14 protein-coding genes and 4 tRNA genes are annotated in these 16240 nt (G+C 56.5%); 14 read left to right on the top strand and 4 right to left on the bottom strand.

The annotated features are described in order from the left end of the window. Positions 1 to 9: 9 nt before the first annotated feature. The 14 genes from wecB (at position 10) to QSK07_RS19420 (ending at position 11195) form a co-directional block, all read left to right on the top strand. Positions 10 to 1140 (top strand): non-hydrolyzing UDP-N-acetylglucosamine 2-epimerase, encoded by a 1131-nt coding sequence (wecB, locus tag QSK07_RS19485; protein WP_098053108.1) that lies wholly within the window; start codon positions 10 to 12, stop codon positions 1138 to 1140. Beyond that, entirely contained in the window at positions 1137 to 2396 is a 1260-nt protein-coding gene (wecC, locus tag QSK07_RS19480) for a UDP-N-acetyl-D-mannosamine dehydrogenase (protein ID WP_285722438.1), read from the top strand. Before wecB ends, wecC begins: the two co-directional genes overlap by 4 nt. Then, a complete protein-coding gene (gene rffG, locus QSK07_RS19475; RefSeq protein WP_275222157.1) occupies positions 2393 to 3463 on the top strand; it encodes a dTDP-glucose 4,6-dehydratase in 1071 nt (356 codons plus the stop codon). Before wecC ends, rffG begins: the two co-directional genes overlap by 4 nt. Positions 3464 to 3482: 19 nt before the next feature. Then, positions 3483 to 4364 (top strand): glucose-1-phosphate thymidylyltransferase RfbA, encoded by an 882-nt coding sequence (gene rfbA, locus QSK07_RS19470; RefSeq protein WP_275222156.1) that lies wholly within the window; start codon positions 3483 to 3485, stop codon positions 4362 to 4364. Further along, the gene (rffC, locus tag QSK07_RS19465) at positions 4342 to 5049 is read left to right on the top strand and encodes a dTDP-4-amino-4,6-dideoxy-D-galactose acyltransferase (RefSeq protein WP_285722436.1); all 708 of its coding nucleotides are present in this window, start codon (positions 4342 to 4344) and stop codon (positions 5047 to 5049) included. The genes rfbA and rffC overlap by 23 nt, the downstream gene beginning before the upstream one ends. Beyond that, positions 5036 to 6166 (top strand): dTDP-4-amino-4,6-dideoxygalactose transaminase, encoded by a 1131-nt coding sequence (rffA, locus tag QSK07_RS19460; RefSeq protein ID WP_285722434.1) that lies wholly within the window; start codon positions 5036 to 5038, stop codon positions 6164 to 6166. Before rffC ends, rffA begins: the two co-directional genes overlap by 14 nt. Further along, positions 6166 to 7416: a lipid III flippase WzxE gene (wzxE, locus tag QSK07_RS19455; RefSeq protein WP_275222153.1), complete on the top strand. Its 1251-nt coding sequence runs from the start codon at positions 6166 to 6168 to the stop codon at positions 7414 to 7416. The genes rffA and wzxE overlap by 1 nt, the downstream gene beginning before the upstream one ends. Continuing rightward, the gene (wecF, locus tag QSK07_RS19450) at positions 7413 to 8480 is read left to right on the top strand and encodes a TDP-N-acetylfucosamine:lipid II N-acetylfucosaminyltransferase (RefSeq protein ID WP_285722432.1); all 1068 of its coding nucleotides are present in this window, start codon (positions 7413 to 7415) and stop codon (positions 8478 to 8480) included. The genes wzxE and wecF overlap by 4 nt, the downstream gene beginning before the upstream one ends. Further along, positions 8477 to 9820, top strand: a complete 1344-nt coding sequence (wzyE, locus tag QSK07_RS19445; protein WP_285722430.1) for an ECA oligosaccharide polymerase — start codon at positions 8477 to 8479, stop codon at positions 9818 to 9820. Before wecF ends, wzyE begins: the two co-directional genes overlap by 4 nt. Positions 9821 to 9845: 25 nt before the next feature. Next, complete coding sequence (gene wecG / locus QSK07_RS19440; protein ID WP_098051861.1) at positions 9846 to 10586, top strand: lipopolysaccharide N-acetylmannosaminouronosyltransferase; 741 nt, start codon at positions 9846 to 9848, stop codon at positions 10584 to 10586. A gap of 158 nt (positions 10587 to 10744) precedes the next feature. Continuing rightward, positions 10745 to 10821, top strand: a tRNA-Arg gene (locus tag QSK07_RS19435). A 98-nt stretch (positions 10822 to 10919) separates the two neighbouring features. After that, positions 10920 to 10995: transfer RNA gene (locus QSK07_RS19430), tRNA-His, on the top strand. Positions 10996 to 11011: 16 nt separating this feature from the next. Beyond that, positions 11012 to 11098: transfer RNA gene (locus QSK07_RS19425), tRNA-Leu, on the top strand. Positions 11099 to 11118: 20 nt separating this feature from the next. Beyond that, positions 11119 to 11195, top strand: a tRNA-Pro gene (locus QSK07_RS19420). Positions 11196 to 12211: 1016 nt separating this feature from the next. On the opposite strand, the gene hemY is transcribed toward QSK07_RS19420, so the two are convergent. The 4 genes from hemY to hemC are packed head-to-tail and all read right to left on the bottom strand — an operon-like array spanning position 12212 to position 16236. Continuing rightward, the gene (gene hemY, locus QSK07_RS19415) at positions 12212 to 13408 is read right to left on the bottom strand and encodes a protoheme IX biogenesis protein HemY (RefSeq protein WP_285722428.1); all 1197 of its coding nucleotides are present in this window, start codon (positions 13406 to 13408) and stop codon (positions 12212 to 12214) included. A 2-nt stretch (positions 13409 to 13410) separates the two neighbouring features. Next, positions 13411 to 14544 carry a uroporphyrinogen-III C-methyltransferase gene (hemX, locus tag QSK07_RS19410; RefSeq protein WP_098051859.1) on the bottom strand — a complete coding sequence of 378 codons (1134 nt, stop codon included), beginning with the start codon at positions 14542 to 14544 and terminating at the stop codon, positions 13411 to 13413. 25 nt (positions 14545 to 14569) lie between these two features. Beyond that, complete coding sequence (gene hemD, locus QSK07_RS19405; RefSeq protein ID WP_285722426.1) at positions 14570 to 15298, bottom strand: uroporphyrinogen-III synthase; 729 nt, start codon at positions 15296 to 15298, stop codon at positions 14570 to 14572. Continuing rightward, on the bottom strand, positions 15295 to 16236 hold the full coding sequence (gene hemC / locus QSK07_RS19400; protein ID WP_098053107.1) for a hydroxymethylbilane synthase: 942 nt from the start codon (positions 16234 to 16236) through the stop codon (positions 15295 to 15297). The genes hemD and hemC overlap by 4 nt, the downstream gene beginning before the upstream one ends. Positions 16237 to 16240: the final 4 nt, after the last annotated feature.

The following is a 16240-nucleotide window of genomic DNA, read 5'->3' as shown; positions in this document are numbered from 1 at the left end:
AGAAACAGTGTGAAAGTTCTGACCGTATTTGGTACTCGTCCGGAAGCGATTAAAATGGCGCCGCTGGTGCAGGCGCTGTCGCAGGATCCCGCTTTTGAATCGCGACTGTGCGTGACCGCACAGCATCGCGAAATGCTCGATCAGGTGCTGCGTCTGTTCAGGCTGGAGCCGGACTACGATCTCAACATTATGCGTCCTGAACAGGGGCTAACCGAGATCACCTGCCGCATTTTAGACGGCATGAAAACCGTTCTGCTGGACTTCAGACCGGATATCGTGCTGGTGCATGGTGATACCACCACGACGCTGGCGGCGAGCCTGGCGGCTTTTTATCAGCAAATTCCGGTGGGGCATGTGGAGGCCGGCCTGCGTACTGGCGATCTCGCTTCGCCGTGGCCGGAAGAGGGCAATCGTAAGCTGACCGGCCATCTCGCCCGCCTGCATTTCACCCCAACCTCGCGCTCGCGACAGAACCTGTTGCAGGAGAATCTGCCCGACTCACGCATTATCGTAACCGGTAATACGGTCATTGATGCGCTGTTGTGGGTTCGCGATCGGGTGCTGGACGACAGTAATCTGAACGCACAGCTGGCGGCGCGCTATCCGTTTCTCGACCCGGATAAGAAACTGGTGCTGGTTACCGGCCACCGGCGTGAGAGCTTTGGCGGCGGTTTTGAACGTATCTGCAGCGCGCTGGCGCAGATTGCCCGCCAGCATCCCGAGGCGCAGATTGTCTATCCGGTGCATCTCAATCCCAATGTCAGCGAGCCGGTTAACCGGATACTCAGCGGCATTGAGAATATCATTCTGATTGAACCGCAGGAGTATCTGCCTTTTGTCTGGCTGATGAACCGCGCCTGGCTGATCCTTACCGATTCCGGCGGCATTCAGGAGGAAGCGCCTTCACTGGGCAAGCCGGTGCTGGTGATGCGCGACACCACCGAGCGTCCTGAAGCCGTCGATGCCGGCACCGTCAGACTGGTGGGAACCGATATCGCCAGAATCGTCGCCAGCGTCAGCGAATTACTGAGTGATGACGATGCCTGGCAGGCGATGAGCCATGCTCATAATCCGTATGGCGATGGCAAAGCCTGTGGTCGAATTTTACAAGCCTTAAAAGATAACCGAGCCGAATTATGAGTTTTGAAACCATTTCCGTGATTGGACTGGGATACATTGGGCTGCCGACGGCAGCCGTTTTTGCCTCAAAGGGAAAAAAAGTGGTGGGCGTGGATATTAACGCGCGCGCTGTAGAAATCATCAATCGTGGCGCGATCCACATTGTGGAACCCGATTTAGATCAGGTGGTGCATGCGGCTGTTACGTGTGGCGATCTGCGCGCCACTACGCAGCCTGAAGCCGCTGATGCTTTTCTGATCGCCGTACCGACGCCATTCAAAGATGATCATCAGCCCGACCTGCGCTTTGTAAAAGCCGCAGCGGAGTCGATCGCGCCGGTTCTGAAAAAGGGCGATCTGGTAATTCTGGAATCGACCTCGCCGGTGGGCAGCACCGAACAGATGGCCGACTGGCTGGCGGCGGCGCGTCCCGATCTGCGTTTTCCGCAGCACGGTGAGACGCCCGATATTTTTGTCGCCTACTGCCCGGAGCGCGTGCTGCCTGGTCAGGTGATGGTTGAGCTGATTAATAACGACCGGGTGATTGGCGGCATGACGCCCGCCTGTTCCGCGCGCGCCAGCGAGCTTTATCGTCTGTTTTTAAAAGGTGAATGCGTTGAAACCAACGCCCGTACCGCCGAGATGTGCAAGCTGACCGAAAACAGCTTCCGTGACGTGAATATCGCCTTTGCCAATGAGCTGTCGCTGATTTGTGCTGATCAGGGAATTAACGTCTGGGAGCTGATTGCGCTGGCGAATCGCCATCCGCGCGTCAGCATTCTGCAGCCGGGTCCGGGCGTCGGGGGGCACTGTATCGCCGTTGATCCCTGGTTTATCGTGGCGCAGAATCCCGAACTAGCCCGCCTGATCCGTACTGCGCGCGAGGTGAATGACGCCAAGCCGCAGTGGGTGCTGGACCAGGTGAAAACCGCGCTGGCGGACTGCCTGACGCAAACCGGCAAACGCGCCAGCGATATCACCATCGCCTGCTTTGGCCTGGCCTTTAAACCGAATATCGACGACCTGCGCGAAAGCCCGGCGGTGGGCGTGGCTCAGAAGATTGCCGAATGGCACAGCGGCAAGACTTGGGTAGTTGAACCGCACATTGAGCAGCTTGCTGCCTCGCTGGCTGACAAAGCTGAGCTGGTCTCCTGCGAGCAGGCGCTGGCCCAGGCCGATATTCTGGTGATGCTGGTCGATCACCGCGCCTTCCGCGCTATTGATGCCGCCGACGTTCAGCAGAACTGGATTGTCGACACCAAAGGTGTGTGGCGATGAAGCGCTTTCTGATCACGGGCGGTGCCGGTTTTATCGGCTCGGCTCTGGTGCGCTTTCTGATTGCAGAAACCGGACATCAGGTCGTGGTGGTCGATAAACTCAGCTATGCCGGAAATCTGACCTCACTCGCCAGCGTGGCCGATTCGCCCCGCTTCTGTTTTGAGCAGGTGGACATTTGTGATCGTGCGGCGCTTGATCAGGTTTTTGCCCGTCATCAGCCAGACTGCGTGATGCATCTTGCGGCTGAAAGCCATGTTGATCGCTCGATTGACGGGCCGGTGGCCTTTATCGAGACTAATATTGTCGGGACCTGGCAGTTGCTTGAAGCCGCGCGTTCTTACTGGCAAAACCTGGATGAAGCGCGCAAGACAGCTTTTCTGTTCCACCATATCTCGACCGATGAAGTGTTTGGTGATCTGCATGACAGCCAGGCTTATTTCACCGAAACCACTCCTTATGCGCCAAGCAGTCCTTACGCCGCCTCTAAGGCCAGCAGCGACCATTTAGTGCGGGCCTGGCTGCGCACTTACGGCCTGCCCACACTGGTCACCAACTGCTCAAACAACTACGGCCCCTGCCATTTCCCGGAGAAGCTGATTCCGCTAACCATCATCAATGCGCTGGCCGGCAAAGCCTTACCGGTTTACGGCAACGGCCAGCAGATTCGTGACTGGCTCTACGTTGAAGATCACGCTCGCGCACTCTATCAGGTGGTCAGTCAGGGCAAGCCAGGCGAAACCTATAATATTGGTGGTCATAATGAGCGCCGCAATATTGAGGTAGTCGAAACCATCTGCAGCCTGCTTGAAGAGCTGGCCGCAGAGCAGAAACCTGCCGGGCTGGCGCATTATCGCGACCTGATTACCTATGTCACTGACCGGCCCGGTCACGATCAGCGCTATGCCATTGATGCCAGTAAAATTGCGCATGAACTTGGCTGGGTACCGCAGGAAACTTTTGAAAGCGGCATGCGTAAAACCGTGGCATGGTATCTGGCTAATCCCGCCTGGTGGCAGGCCATTCTGGATGGTCGCTATCAGGGCGAACGCCTCGGCTTATCGCATTAAATCCGCGTAAGGAGCAGCGATGAAAGGCATCATTTTAGCGGGCGGATCGGGCACGCGGTTACACCCGATAACCCGGGCAGTATCAAAGCAACTTCTGCCGGTTTACGACAAACCGATGATCTACTACCCGCTCTCCGTGCTGATGCTGGCGGGGATTCGAGACATTCTGTTGATCACCACGCCGGAAGATCGGGCGCAGTTTGAACGTTTGCTGGGCGATGGCAGTGAATTTGGCATACGCCTCAGCTATGCGGTGCAGCCCAGTCCTGATGGGCTGGCGCAGGCCTTTATCATTGGCGAATCTTTTATCGGCGAGGACAATTGCTGCCTGGTGCTGGGTGATAACCTCTATTTTGGTCAGGGTTTCAGTCCCAAGCTGCGGAAAGTCGTCGAACAGAATTGTGGCGCAACGGTGTTCGGCTATCAGGTTATGGACCCGGAACGTTTCGGTGTGGTGGAGTTTGACGATAACTTCAAGGCGATCTCAATTGAAGAGAAGCCTCAGCAGCCGAAATCGCGCTGGGCGGTCACCGGACTCTATTTCTATGACAACCAGGTTATCGAATTCGCGAAACAGGTTAAGCCTTCTTCACGGGGCGAGCTGGAAATTACCGCCATTAACCAGATGTATCTGGATCGCGGTGAGCTGACGGTCGAACTGTTGGGACGCGGCTTTGCCTGGCTGGATACCGGCACCCATGACAGCCTGGTGGAAGCCAGCATGTTTGTGCAGACGGTGGAAAAACGGCAGGGCTTTAAAATTGCCTGCCTGGAAGAGATCGCCTGGCGTAACAGCTGGCTCAGTGATGACCAGCTGCGTGCTGCCGGCGAAGCGCTGACAAAAACCGGCTACGGCCAGTACCTGCTGGATTTATTGCATGCCCGTCCACGTCAGTATTAATCCCCTTAGCTGGGAGAGTGCATTCTTCGGTGTTGAGACCGTGCGGCTGGAGCCGGAAGGTGACATTCCGCTGGAGCAGGCACTACGCCATGCCTGTGCGCTGGTGCAGATGAAAGTCGCTGCCAGCGAGACGGCGCTGATTGATACGCTGCAGCAGCATCAGTTCCAGCTGGCAGAAGGCGAGGCGGACCTGTTGCTGGCGGTTAGAGAGACGGAACGGCAGGCGGGGATTCGTATTGCGCGCGAAGCACAGATTCCGCTACTGCGCGGTGCGGCTTCTCAGCTCTTCAGCCAGAGTCGTTTTCGCGCGCCCTGGTATGCACCGGACGCCAGCGGTCGTTTTTATGCGCAGTGGATTGAGAATGCGGTGCGCGGAACGTTTGACGATCAGTGTCTGGTGGCCAGTGATGCTACCGGTCAGCTGCAGGGTTTTGTGTCGCTGCGCGCAGTGGATGGCGATGCCCGCATTGGCCTGCTGGGCGTAATGCCTGACGCGCAGGGTCAGGGGCTGGGTCAGCAACTGCTGCTGGCGGCGGCTGACTGGGCGCGGGTAAGGCAGCTGGCTCAGCTTCGGGTGGCTACCCAGCTCAGTAATCTCACGGCGATGCGCCTCTATTTACGCAGCGGTGCCCGGCTGGACAGCACCGCCTACTGGTTTTACAGGAAAGGTCATGATTCCATTTAATGCGCCCCCGATTGTGGGCACAGAAATCGAGTATATGCAGTCGGCGATGAACAGCGGCAAGCTGTGCGGCGACGGCGGATTTACCCGTCGCTGTCAGCAGTGGATGGAGCAGCGTCTTGGCAGCAAAAAAGTGCTGCTGACCCCCTCCTGTACCGCTTCGCTGGAGATGGCGGCGCTGTTAATCGACCTGCAGCCTGGCGATGAAGTGATCATGCCGAGCTATACCTTTGTCTCAACCGCCAACGCCTTTGTGCTGCGCGGCGCGCGCATCGTGTTTGTCGATGTGCGCCCGGACACCATGAACATCGATGAAATGCTGATCGAAGCGGCCATTACTGAAAAAACCCGCGCCATTGTGCCGGTCCATTACGCCGGTGTGGCCTGTGAAATGGATACTATTATGGCGCTGGCGGCAAAGCATAAGCTGTTTGTGATTGAAGATGCGGCGCAGGGCGTGATGTCACGCTACAAAGGCCGTGCGTTGGGCACCATCGGTCATATTGGTTGCTTCAGTTTCCACGAAACCAAGAACTACACCGCCGGTGGCGAAGGTGGCGCGACGCTGATCAACGACGCCAGCCTGGTCGAGCGCGCCGAGATCGTGCGGGAAAAAGGCACCAACCGCAGCCAGTTCTTCCGGGGTCAGGTCGATAAATATACCTGGCGTGATATGGGGTCGAGCTACCTGATGGCCGATCTGCAGGCAGCCTATCTCTGGGCGCAGCTGGAAGCCGCTGAGCGCATCAACCAGCAGCGGTTACGCATCTGGCAGCGGTATTATGACGCACTCCAGCTGCTGGCGACTCAGGGACGCATCAGCCTGCCGGTGATCCCTGCCAGCTGCGAACACAATGCGCACATGTTCTATATCAAACTGCGCGATCAGGACGATCGCCAGGCGCTGATCAACTGGATGAAAGAAGCCGAGATACTGACGGTGTTTCACTATATTCCGCTGCACAGTTCGCCTGCCGGTGAGCGTTTCTCGCAGTTTGTCGGCGACGACCGCTTTACCACGCTGGAAAGTGAACGTCTGCTGCGCCTGCCGCTGTTTTATAACCTGTCGGATAATAATCAGAGCACGGTTATCAGCTCGCTGCTGAGCTTCTTTTCCTGATGTCATTAGCCAGAGCCTCAGTGTGGACCGCATCGTCCACGCTGGTAAAAATTGTGTCTGGTCTGCTGGTGGTCAAACTGCTGGCGGTCAGCTTCGGCCCCGAAGGTGTCGGTCAGGCAGGTAACTTCCGTCAGTTGATCACCGTGCTGGGCGTGCTGGCGGGCGCGGGCATCTTCAACGGCGTCACCACTTATGTCGCGCAGTATCAGCAGCAGCCCGGACAACTCCGGGCGATGGTGGGCACGGCATCGGCTATGGTGCTGGGCTTTTCCGGCGTGCTGGCGCTGCTGTTTCTGCTGGCGGCAGCACCCATCAGCACCGCGCTGTTTGGTCACGACCGCTATCAGGGCGTCATCCGCGTCGTCGCTTTTCTCCAGCTCGGCATCGCCTGGGCCAACTTTACCCTGGCGCTGCTGAAGGGCTATCGCGACGCGCGTGGTAATGCGCTGGCGCTGATCCTCGGTAGTCTGACTGGCGTGGCGGGCTATCTGCTCTGCTGGTGGCTGGGCGGCTATCAGGGGGCACTGATTGGTCTGGCGCTGGTGCCGGCTTTGCTGTTGCTGCCTGCGCTACTGATGCTGAAACGCCGCGCGCCGCTGCCGCTGAGCTGGCTGCGGCCACAGTGGCATCCTGAGCTGGCGCGTAATCTGGCAAAATATACCCTGATGGCGCTGATCACGGCCGTGACCCTGCCGGTTGCCTGGGTCATGATGCGTAACCTGCTGGCAGAGCAGGAGGGCTGGGCGCAGGTCGGATTGTGGCAGGGTGTCACCAGCATTTCCGATGCCTATCTGCAGTTTATCACCGCAACGTTTAGCGTCTGGCTGCTGCCGACGCTGGCGCGGCTCGACAACAAACGCGACATCGCGCGTGAGATTGGCCGTGCATTGCGCTTTGTTCTGCCCGCCGTGGCGGTTGCCAGCTTTTGCGTCTGGGTGCTGCGCGATTTCGCCATCAGTCTGCTGTTCTCTGAGGCTTTTCGCGGAATGCGCGAGCTCTTTGTCTGGCAGCTGTGCGGCGATGTTTTTAAGGTCGGAGCCTATGTTTTCGGATATCTGGTTATCGCCAAAGCCTCGCTGCGCTTTTATGTTCTGACTGAGATCAGCCAGTTTCTGTTACTGACCCTGTTCTCACGCTGGCTGATCCCGTTAGATGGCGCGACGGGTGCGGCGCAGGCCTATATGTTTACCTATATGGCTTACTTTGCCCTGTGTTGTGGCGCTTTTATTGTTTACTGCCGGAAAAAATGACTTTAATTCACGTTTTGGGATCGGATATTCCCCACCACAATCTTACAGTGCTGCGCTTTTTCAACGACGTTCTCAGCGTTGAGCAGCCTGCGGCTTCGCCACGCCATTTTATGGTCGTGACGCAGCAGCCAGAAAGCCTGTCTCCGTTCAGTGCGTTACAGATCGAGTGCTTCGCCAGCAAGAAAGCGCTGGCAGAGGCAGTATTGCAGCGGGCCAGAAATCCGCAGCAGCGTTTCTTCTGCCATGGTCAGTTTAATCCCTGGATCTGGCTGGCATTACTCAGCGGTAGGCTGCGCCGTTCCCAGCTGTTCTGGCATGTCTGGGGCGCCGATCTCTATGAAGATTCGCGCAGCCTGAAGTTCCGCCTGTTCTATCTGATTCGCCGTATAGCGCAGGGACGGGTTGCACAGGTGTTTGCGACCCGTGGCGACCTGCATCACTATCAGCATCGCCATCGCCGGGTGCCTGGTTCACTGCTCTATTTCCCGACCAGAATGCCCGATGCTGCCGTTGAGTCGGCGCCGTCAGAGCTGTTTACGCTGCTGCTGGGCAATTCAGGCGATCCGAGTAATCGGCACATCGAAGGCTTAAAGGCGATTCACGCACAGTTTGGCGAGCAGGTGCGCATCGAAGTCCCATTAGGTTATCCGCCGGGAAATGAGGCTTATATCAGCCAGATTCAGGCCGCAGCAGAGACGCTGTTTCCGAAGGGGCAGGTGAATCTGCTGCGTGAAAATCTGGCGTTTGATGACTACTTAGCCCTGCTGGCGCGCTGCCATGTCGGCTATTTTATGTTTGAACGTCAGCAGGGAGTGGGCACACTTTGCCTGCTGATCCAGGCCAACGTGCCGTTTGTTCTGACCCGAAAAAACCCATTCTGGCGTGATGTGGCAGAGCAGCAGCTTCCGGTACTGTTCAGCGAAGATACGCTGTCGCCTGCAGTAATTGCCGAGGCACGCCGGCAGCTGATGCGCTGTGATAAACAGGCTATCGCCTTCTTTGCGCCGGGTTATCTGGCAGGCTGGCGCGCAGCGTTACAACTCAGCGAAGGGGAGTTGTCATGAGTCTTATGCAGTTTGGCGGCCTGCTGGTGGTCTATTTGCTGTCGCTGGTTTTTATTCTGACGCTGACATGGCGGGAGTTTAAGCGCGTCCGTTTTAACTTCCATCTGTTCTTTACGCTGCTGTTCTTGCTGACTTTTTACTTTGGCTTTCCGCTGACCTCCGTGCTGGTGTTTCGCTTTAACGTGGACGTGATGCCGGTTGAGAATCTGCTTGAGGCACTGCTGTCGGCCACGGCGTTTTACGCCATTTATTACGTCAGCTATAAAGTGCGGCTGAAACCTGCTGGTGCGCCGCCGGCGAAGCCCTGGCTGCAGATGAACAGGGTTGAAACCCACCTGACCTGTGTGATTCTGGCGCTGGTCGCGCTGGGTACCGTGACGGTGTTCTTTATTCACAACGGTTTTCTGCTGTTCCGCCTGACCGCCTACAACCAGATTTTCTCCAGCGAAGTATCGGGAGTAGCGCTTAAACGTTTCTTCTATTTCTTTATTCCGGCGATGCTGACCCCCTACTTTTTACGGCCGACCCGCCGCAACTGGCTGCTGTTTTTGGTCGTGACGGTGGCCTTTGGTTTACTGACTTACGCACTGGTGGGCGGAACCCGCGCCAATATCATTATTGCGTTTGCCCTGTTCCTGTTTATCGGGATTACCCGTGGCTGGATCACATTGTGGATGCTGGCAACGGCGGGTGTGATGGCGATTGGGGGGATGTTCTGGCTGGCGCTGCGCCGCTATAACCTCGACGTGATGGGCGATGAAGCGTTCTATACCTTCCTGTATCTGACGCGTGATACCTTCTCGCCGTGGGAGAATCTCGCCCGGCTGCTGGATAACTACGACAAAATTGAGTTTCAGGGGCTGGCACCACTGTGGCGTGATTTCTACGTGTTTATTCCAACCTGGCTCTGGCCGGATCGGCCGCTGGCGGTGTTGAACAGTGCCAACTACTTCACATGGGAAGTGCTGAATAACCATTCGGGCCTGGCGATTTCACCCACGCTGATCGGCTCCCTGGTGGTAATGGGCGGCGTCTGGGCCATTCCAGCTGGCGCTGTTGCGGTAGGGATGATTATTAAAGCCTTTGATGCGATCTATCAGCGTGGCTGCCTTGAGGCCAACCGGTACACCGGCGCCATCCTGCAAAGCTTCTGTTTTGGCGCAGTGTTTAACATGATCGTACTGGCACGCGAAGGTCTCGATGCGTTCGGCTCACGAGTGGTGTTTTTCTGCCTCATTTTTGCTGCCTGTCTGGGCATGGCTAAATTACTTTTCTGGTTACTGGATCGCGCAGGTTTGATTCGCGACCGCAGCAGGCGGGTGTTGCACAGCCCGCTCTGATTAACCTCTGGGATTGACGGAAGATATGACAACGTTAACTGAGACGCCGCAGTACCGTATTCGCGGCGTTGATTTATATGGTTTCGAAAACATGCCGTCGGCAGTGAATTTTCTGATGCCGCCGCAGAGCGTTCGCAGCGGTATTTTAGTGGCCATCAATGCGGAGAAGATCCTGACCGCTGAGCGGGATGAAGGATTGCGCACGCTGTTAGCGCAGGCGGAATATGCGTATGCCGATGGCATCAGCATCGTGCGTTCGATTCGTAAAAAGTATCCGCAGGCGTCAGTGCAGCGCATTGCGGGGGCCGATTTATGGGAAGCGCTGATGGAGCGCGCCGGGCGGGAAGGGACGCCGGTATTTCTTATCGGCGGTCGCCAGCAGGTGCTGGATGAAACCTGCGATAAGTTACGTCGTCAGTGGAATGTGAATATTGTCGGGGCGCAGGATGGCTATTTTGCGCCAGCCGATCAGGATGCGCTGTTTGCCCGGATTGCGGCCAGCGGTGCGAAGCTGGTGACCGTGGCGCTGGGCTCGCCACGTCAGGAGCTGCTGATGCTGGCGTGCCGTGCATACTGGCCTGATGCCCTCTATATGGGCGTAGGCGGAACCTACGATGTTTTCACCGGCCATGTGAAGCGCGCGCCTAAAATCTGGCAGCGGCTGGGGCTGGAGTGGCTCTATCGTCTGATTCGGCAGCCGAGTCGCCTGCGCAGGCAATTAAAACTGCTTAAATATTTGCGCTATCACTGGCGCGGCGAACTCTGATATTGCTGATAAATGCCGCATTTTCAGGCATCACGAAAGTGGAAGTGTACTATTTGTCGACGAAATGCACAAAGCGTAATCAAACGCGTCTTTTTATTTAAAAAGCACTAGACACGATGGGCGCTTATCTCTAGTATGCACATCCGCAACGGCGCTACGCGCCCGTAGCTCAGCTGGATAGAGCGCTGCCCTCCGGAGGCAGAGGTCTCAGGTTCGAATCCTGTCGGGCGCGCCATATCGTTTGTGCGCATGAGCTTCGGTGGTTGATTTACCGCGGTTGGCAGTAAAGATTTAAATGCTGCAGATTTTAAACCTGTAACATTGAGAATAGTGGTGGCTATAGCTCAGTTGGTAGAGCCCTGGATTGTGATTCCAGTTGTCGTGGGTTCGAGTCCCATTAGCCACCCCAGATTTTGCTGGGAAACGCGAAGGTGGCGGAATTGGTAGACGCGCTAGCTTCAGGTGTTAGTGTCCTAACGGACGTGAGGGTTCAAGTCCCTCTCTTCGCACCAGGCAAAACAGTTAAAAAAATCGGCGAGTAGCGCAGCTTGGTAGCGCAACTGGTTTGGGACCAGTGGGTCGGAGGTTCGAATCCTCTCTCGCCGACCATTTTTAGAAACCTGTCTGAAAAGACAGGTTTTTTTTCGTCTGTAGAAAAGTGGGTGAGGACCTTTGCAGAAGGTTTAGGCAGGTACGGCGAGATAAGTTTGCTGTAAATCTGAGCCTGCGAAGGGAACACGGTCAGATCGGAAAGTCGCTTAAGCCATCCATGGGCGCTCGGCCCACGCCATCCCTGGCGTGGGACGCTTTCCTCCTCTGCCCGTGTTCCCTGCGCATTGAGCTTCTTCATTGCTGTAAACCCTCTGAAGCTTATGTAAGTAGTTAATGCGTCTGCCAGACTTAAAGCGAAGGGAGCATACGCCTGTAGCAAAGCATCGCGGGCCAGGGACGGCACGCGCTGAGCCCGCCAGGGATGGCGTCTTTTGCGTCTTTGCGAAAGGCGTATGCTCCCTGAAGCCCGCACTGTGGTGAGAGCGGGCTGCTTGTTAGCTTATCCTTTGATGCCAGCTTACCCGTTTTGATTTCGCCAGTTGTCAGATAAGATTGCTTAAGCAGGGGTAGCAACGTCGTGAATCGCAGACAAATAAGCCATTGTTATTGTTGAAATCACCGTAAGAATTACCTTGCTGTCTCCATCCAGAGACAGAGAAAATGCCAGCTGTCGCCGGATACCGACACTTCATGCCATATCCCGCTATGATCAGACTTGTCGATCTGTTTAAGACATTGATTTATAGTTATTTTAAAAATAAATCTTAACCTGGCACGGCTTGTGCAATACTTCTGCTGTAGATGCTCATTCCACCTCTTATGTCTGCTGATGCTACATAAACCTGGGAATGATGCAGAGCCAATTTTAGGTACCTGTTGTCTGCCTGCCTGTATCGCGTAAGTCTTACAGGGTTAACAGACACCACGTTGAGTCAGGTACCTCCCGGTTGTCTTACCGACCTGATCTTACACCTGCCAGTGGCAGGTGTTTTTTTTGCCTGCGAAAACAGGATGGCAGATTGCAGGCACAAAAAAGCCGGGCGAGCCCGGCTTTGTCCTGTCTGGAAACAGCATCAGACGTCAGGATTATTCTTCAGCGTCAGCAACAATCCTTCACGGCGCATTTTCGCGGCCTCTTCCGGACGATGCAGACGATCATAGACATCCGCCAGCCACGCATAATCGAACGCATCCGGACGCTGTGCCAGCGCCTGCTGCAGCGCGTCTGCTGCCTGCTGCCATTCACCATGACGCATCAGCAACTGTCCCAGCGTACTGTGCAGCAACGGCGTTGCGCCATGCTGTTTGATTTGCTGGCGTAATGCCTTCTCCAGCGCTTCCGGATTGCCGCTTTTGATGCGCGGCATCAGCAGCACCAGACGATCGTCATAATGACGCTTGAGGCCTTCCAGCACGATCGACTGTGCGGTGTCGTGATCGTTGCATTCAATCAGATGATCCGCCATAGCGACCTGCAGGGTTGTATCCTGACGGGTTTTGCGGCTCAGCGTGCTCCACCAGCGCTTCAGGCCATCGCTGCCCTGATCGGCCATTGCCTGATTCATCAGTCCCAGCCAGGCCTGCTGCTGTAACGCATCACGATGGAGCTCATCGCCAACCTGCGCCTTCTGCATAGCAGGCAGAATATCCAGCAATGCACTCCAGGCACCGGTGCGGATATACGCCTGTTCGGCCAGACGCAGCACTTCAGGGTGACGCGGAGCCACTTCCAGCAGACGGTCAATGCTGTGACGCGCAGCGTGATCTTCGTTACGGGCCAGCTGAATACGAGCGCGGGCAATTTCAACCGGGATGGTATTGCTTTCGGACAGCTCAGCGGCACGTTCAAGATGCTGATTGGCACGAATTTCATCGCCACGCTGCTGGGCGGCTTCCGCGGCCAGCAGATAGTTGGCTACCGGCACATCGGCGTGATCGGCATCTTTAGACAGCAGTTTCTCCACCTGACGGTGATCGCCTTCTGCCAGCTTCATCAGCGCAGACTGAGTATGACGCTGGGCGCGACGGCGCTTACGGCCGGTAAACCAGCCGCGGGTACGCGCCCCGGTGTGCAGCACGCGGCGCAGCAGCCATTCCATCGCCAGAATCACCAGCAGGCTGATGATCAGGATAATCACCAGGCCGGTGACACTGGTTTCGATATTCCAGTTATCGGTCTGAATCAGCACGTAGCCCTGATGACCGGCAATCATCGGTCCCAGTACCACGCCCGCAATCAGCAGGATAAAGAGGATAAATACCTTAAGCATGCTTAGCCTCCCTGCTGATTAGCAGCGGCAGACGGTTGCGCCAACAGGTTCCGCACGCGGGTCTGCATCAGCTGTTCCAGCAACGGCTGACTTTCCAGGTTATCCGGCAGATCCATATTGATGTTCTGCTGGCTCAGCTCATCCAGCTGGGCAAGGAAGGCTTTGGTAGCGGCATCATTGGTGTCGTACCAGGCGCGAACCCAGGCGGACACGGTGTCGATAGATTGTTTATAAATCTCATCCTGATGACGCGGTACGGCCTGCGCAGCGATCAGCAGACGCGAGCGGATATTCTCACGCAGGTAAACATCCTGATTCGGGGCCAGCAGCGGCTGTGCGGTGTTATCGCGGCGGCGGATGGTAATAAAATCATCCATAAAGTTATGCCAGCTTTTCACCAGATTCTGACGCCATTCGCGCACTGAACCTGAGAGTTCGCCGCCATCGCTGTCCATCGGCGCATCATCGCTGTCGTTGTCGGCCAGACGCAGATTATCAACGTTGTTCGACAGCTGATTCAGCTTGAGGATCACGCCGTCGTAGTCAACCTGCGTAACGGAAGAGAGGTTACTGATATCCTGGGTCAGCGCACGACGCACATTCATGACGCTGGGATCGTTCATGTCAGCCAGGCTGGCATCGGCGCTTTTCAGCAATGCCGCGGCGGTAGTGACATCCTGATCGCTCCAGAGTTTGCGGCCAGCCAGTTTCACCAGATAGTCCGCCTGTGCCAGCAGCCAGCTACGCACGTCGTTGCCAGAAATCACAGCCACTTTTTCACGCAGCGTTTCCAGCTCTTTTGCTGACGCGGTCTGCTGCTGCTGTGCCGTCTGCAGGGCTGTTTCAGCGCCACTCAGTTGCTGTGTCAGCTGCTGTTTATCGCTGCTGGCCTGCTGCTGCAACGCGCTTAACTGATCGCTCAGCTTCTGATTGGTTTGTGCCTGTAAATCAGCCTGATGTTTCCCGTTAAGGTATAAACCCGCACCTGTCGCCAGCGCGATGACAATCGCAACGGCACCCAACACCATACCACCATTTTTCGCATTGCGTGATGGCGTGCTGTTGCTGGAAGGAGAGCGGTCGACCGCTGGGGTGGTTTCTTCAACCATGGCGGAGGAGTCTTTTTGTTCCGTCATATGTGGCACATCCCATTGTTAAAGTTCAGCGTAACGCGCGCAGCAGCGCATCGTTATCGGCACCATCGGCTACCTGAATATCCTGCCAACCCAATCCTGCGGCCAGGGTAGCCAAACGTTCACTGACGACTATCAGTCGGCAGTTGAGCAGCCATTCCTCGCGATCAACCGCGGGGAACAGCGAAAAAAGCTGTTGTAACATTTCACCGCTGGTCACCACCAGCACAGAGATGCCGCGATCGCGCCAGCGGCGGCCTTCAACCGGCCCGTCATAATGCTTCTGGCAGCGCTGGTAGCAGGCAGCAAACGTTACCTCAGCACCTCGCCGGGTTAATGTCTCCGCCAGCAATTCACGTCCAGGATCGCCTCGCAGAATCAGCGCACGTTTACCGGCAACCTGCTGAAGCGTGTTTATCCTGATTAATTCCTCACTGGTTTCATGCGCATGAGGCCAAATTACCTGCTGTCCGCTGACGGTGTGAAACGCCAGCGCGGTGCTGCGACCAATTGCATAATAGTCCAGCTCAGTGGGCCATGCTTTAATCGCGTGCTGTGCGTAGTGAATAACCTGCTGAGAAAGAATAAAGACGAGGTCACCAGCACAAAGTCCGGCGAGCCTGTGAGGCAGGGAATCGAGGTCAGCGCCCGGTGCAAATTCGATTAGCGGCAGGCTCCATGCCTGTTTGCCAAGGGCATGCAGGCGTGACACCAGCTCTGCCGCTGCGGGTTCCGGGCGCGTCACCAGGATGGTCATGCCGGCGGCTGCCCCTGGTAGACCTCTTTCAGAATTTCACGCGCGCCGCCATTCAGCAGTTCATCGGCCAGTGAAATGCCCATCTGTTCAGCCTGCGCGCGGGGTCCACGACGTTCACCGCTGACCATAACCCGGCCATCGGGCGCGCCGACCATACCGCGCAGCCAGAGCTCATCGCCTTCCAGCACCGCGAAGCTGCCGATGGGCACCTGACAGCCACCCTCTAAGCGCGTATTCATGGCGCGTTCCGCTCTGACACAGACTTCAGTGTCATCGTGATTCAGCGCCTGTAACAGGCTGATTAAGGTAGTGTCGTCCAGACGGCATTCAATGCCCACCGCGCCCTGACCCACGGCGGGCAGGGAAACGTCGGCAGGCAATGCCTGGCGAATGCGATCTTCCAGCCCCAGACGCTTCAGCCCGGCGACGGCAAGAATAATCGCATCATAATCGCCGGCATCAAGTTTGCCGAGGCGGGTGCCGACGTTGCCACGCAGCGAGCGGATCACCAGATCCGGACGGCGCGCGCTAATCTGGCACTGACGACGGAGGCTGGAGGTGCCGACAACGGCACCCTGTGGCAGCGCGTCAATAGAATCATAATGATGAGAAACGAACGCATCGCGCGGATCGTCGCGCTCGCAGATGGTCACCAGGCCCAGACCTTCAGGGAAACTGACCGGCACATCTTTCATAGAGTGCACCGCCATATCGGCACGGCCATCCTGCATTGCCAGCTCAAGCTCTTTGACAAACAGCCCTTTGCCACCGACTTTTGCCAGCGGCGTATCAAGGATAATGTCACCTTTGGTGACCATAGGCACCAGCTCAACGCGCAGTCCCGGATGGGCACTCATGAGTCGCTGCTGTACATAATGTGCCTGCCATAATGCGAGCGGACTTTGTCTTGTAGCAATTCTGAAAATTTTGTCTAACATGCTG

This window comes from Pantoea sp. QMID4 (assembly GCF_030270445.1).
Lineage (GTDB): Bacteria > Pseudomonadota > Gammaproteobacteria > Enterobacterales > Enterobacteriaceae > Pantoea > Pantoea vagans.
This window is presented reverse-complemented; position numbering and strand designations above follow the sequence as displayed.

What these genes read in the sequence shown, in the direction of transcription:
- hemC (WP_098053107.1), bottom strand. Translation starts at nt 16,236, where the DNA reads ATGTTAGACAAAATTTTCAGAATTGCTACAAGACAAAGTCCGCTCGCA.
- wecG (WP_098051861.1), top strand. Translation starts at nt 9,846, where the DNA reads ATGACAACGTTAACTGAGACGCCGCAGTACCGTATTCGCGGCGTTGAT.
- hemX (WP_098051859.1), bottom strand. Translation starts at nt 14,544, where the DNA reads ATGACGGAACAAAAAGACTCCTCCGCCATGGTTGAAGAAACCACCCCA.
- rffC (WP_285722436.1), top strand. Translation starts at nt 4,342, where the DNA reads ATGCCCGTCCACGTCAGTATTAATCCCCTTAGCTGGGAGAGTGCATTC.
- hemY (WP_285722428.1), bottom strand. Translation starts at nt 13,408, where the DNA reads ATGCTTAAGGTATTTATCCTCTTTATCCTGCTGATTGCGGGCGTGGTA.
- wecC (WP_285722438.1), top strand. Translation starts at nt 1,137, where the DNA reads ATGAGTTTTGAAACCATTTCCGTGATTGGACTGGGATACATTGGGCTG.
- wzxE (WP_275222153.1), top strand. Translation starts at nt 6,166, where the DNA reads ATGTCATTAGCCAGAGCCTCAGTGTGGACCGCATCGTCCACGCTGGTA.
- rfbA (WP_275222156.1), top strand. Translation starts at nt 3,483, where the DNA reads ATGAAAGGCATCATTTTAGCGGGCGGATCGGGCACGCGGTTACACCCG.
- rffA (WP_285722434.1), top strand. Translation starts at nt 5,036, where the DNA reads ATGATTCCATTTAATGCGCCCCCGATTGTGGGCACAGAAATCGAGTAT.
- hemD (WP_285722426.1), bottom strand. Translation starts at nt 15,298, where the DNA reads ATGACCATCCTGGTGACGCGCCCGGAACCCGCAGCGGCAGAGCTGGTG.
- wecF (WP_285722432.1), top strand. Translation starts at nt 7,413, where the DNA reads ATGACTTTAATTCACGTTTTGGGATCGGATATTCCCCACCACAATCTT.
- wzyE (WP_285722430.1), top strand. Translation starts at nt 8,477, where the DNA reads ATGAGTCTTATGCAGTTTGGCGGCCTGCTGGTGGTCTATTTGCTGTCG.
- rffG (WP_275222157.1), top strand. Translation starts at nt 2,393, where the DNA reads ATGAAGCGCTTTCTGATCACGGGCGGTGCCGGTTTTATCGGCTCGGCT.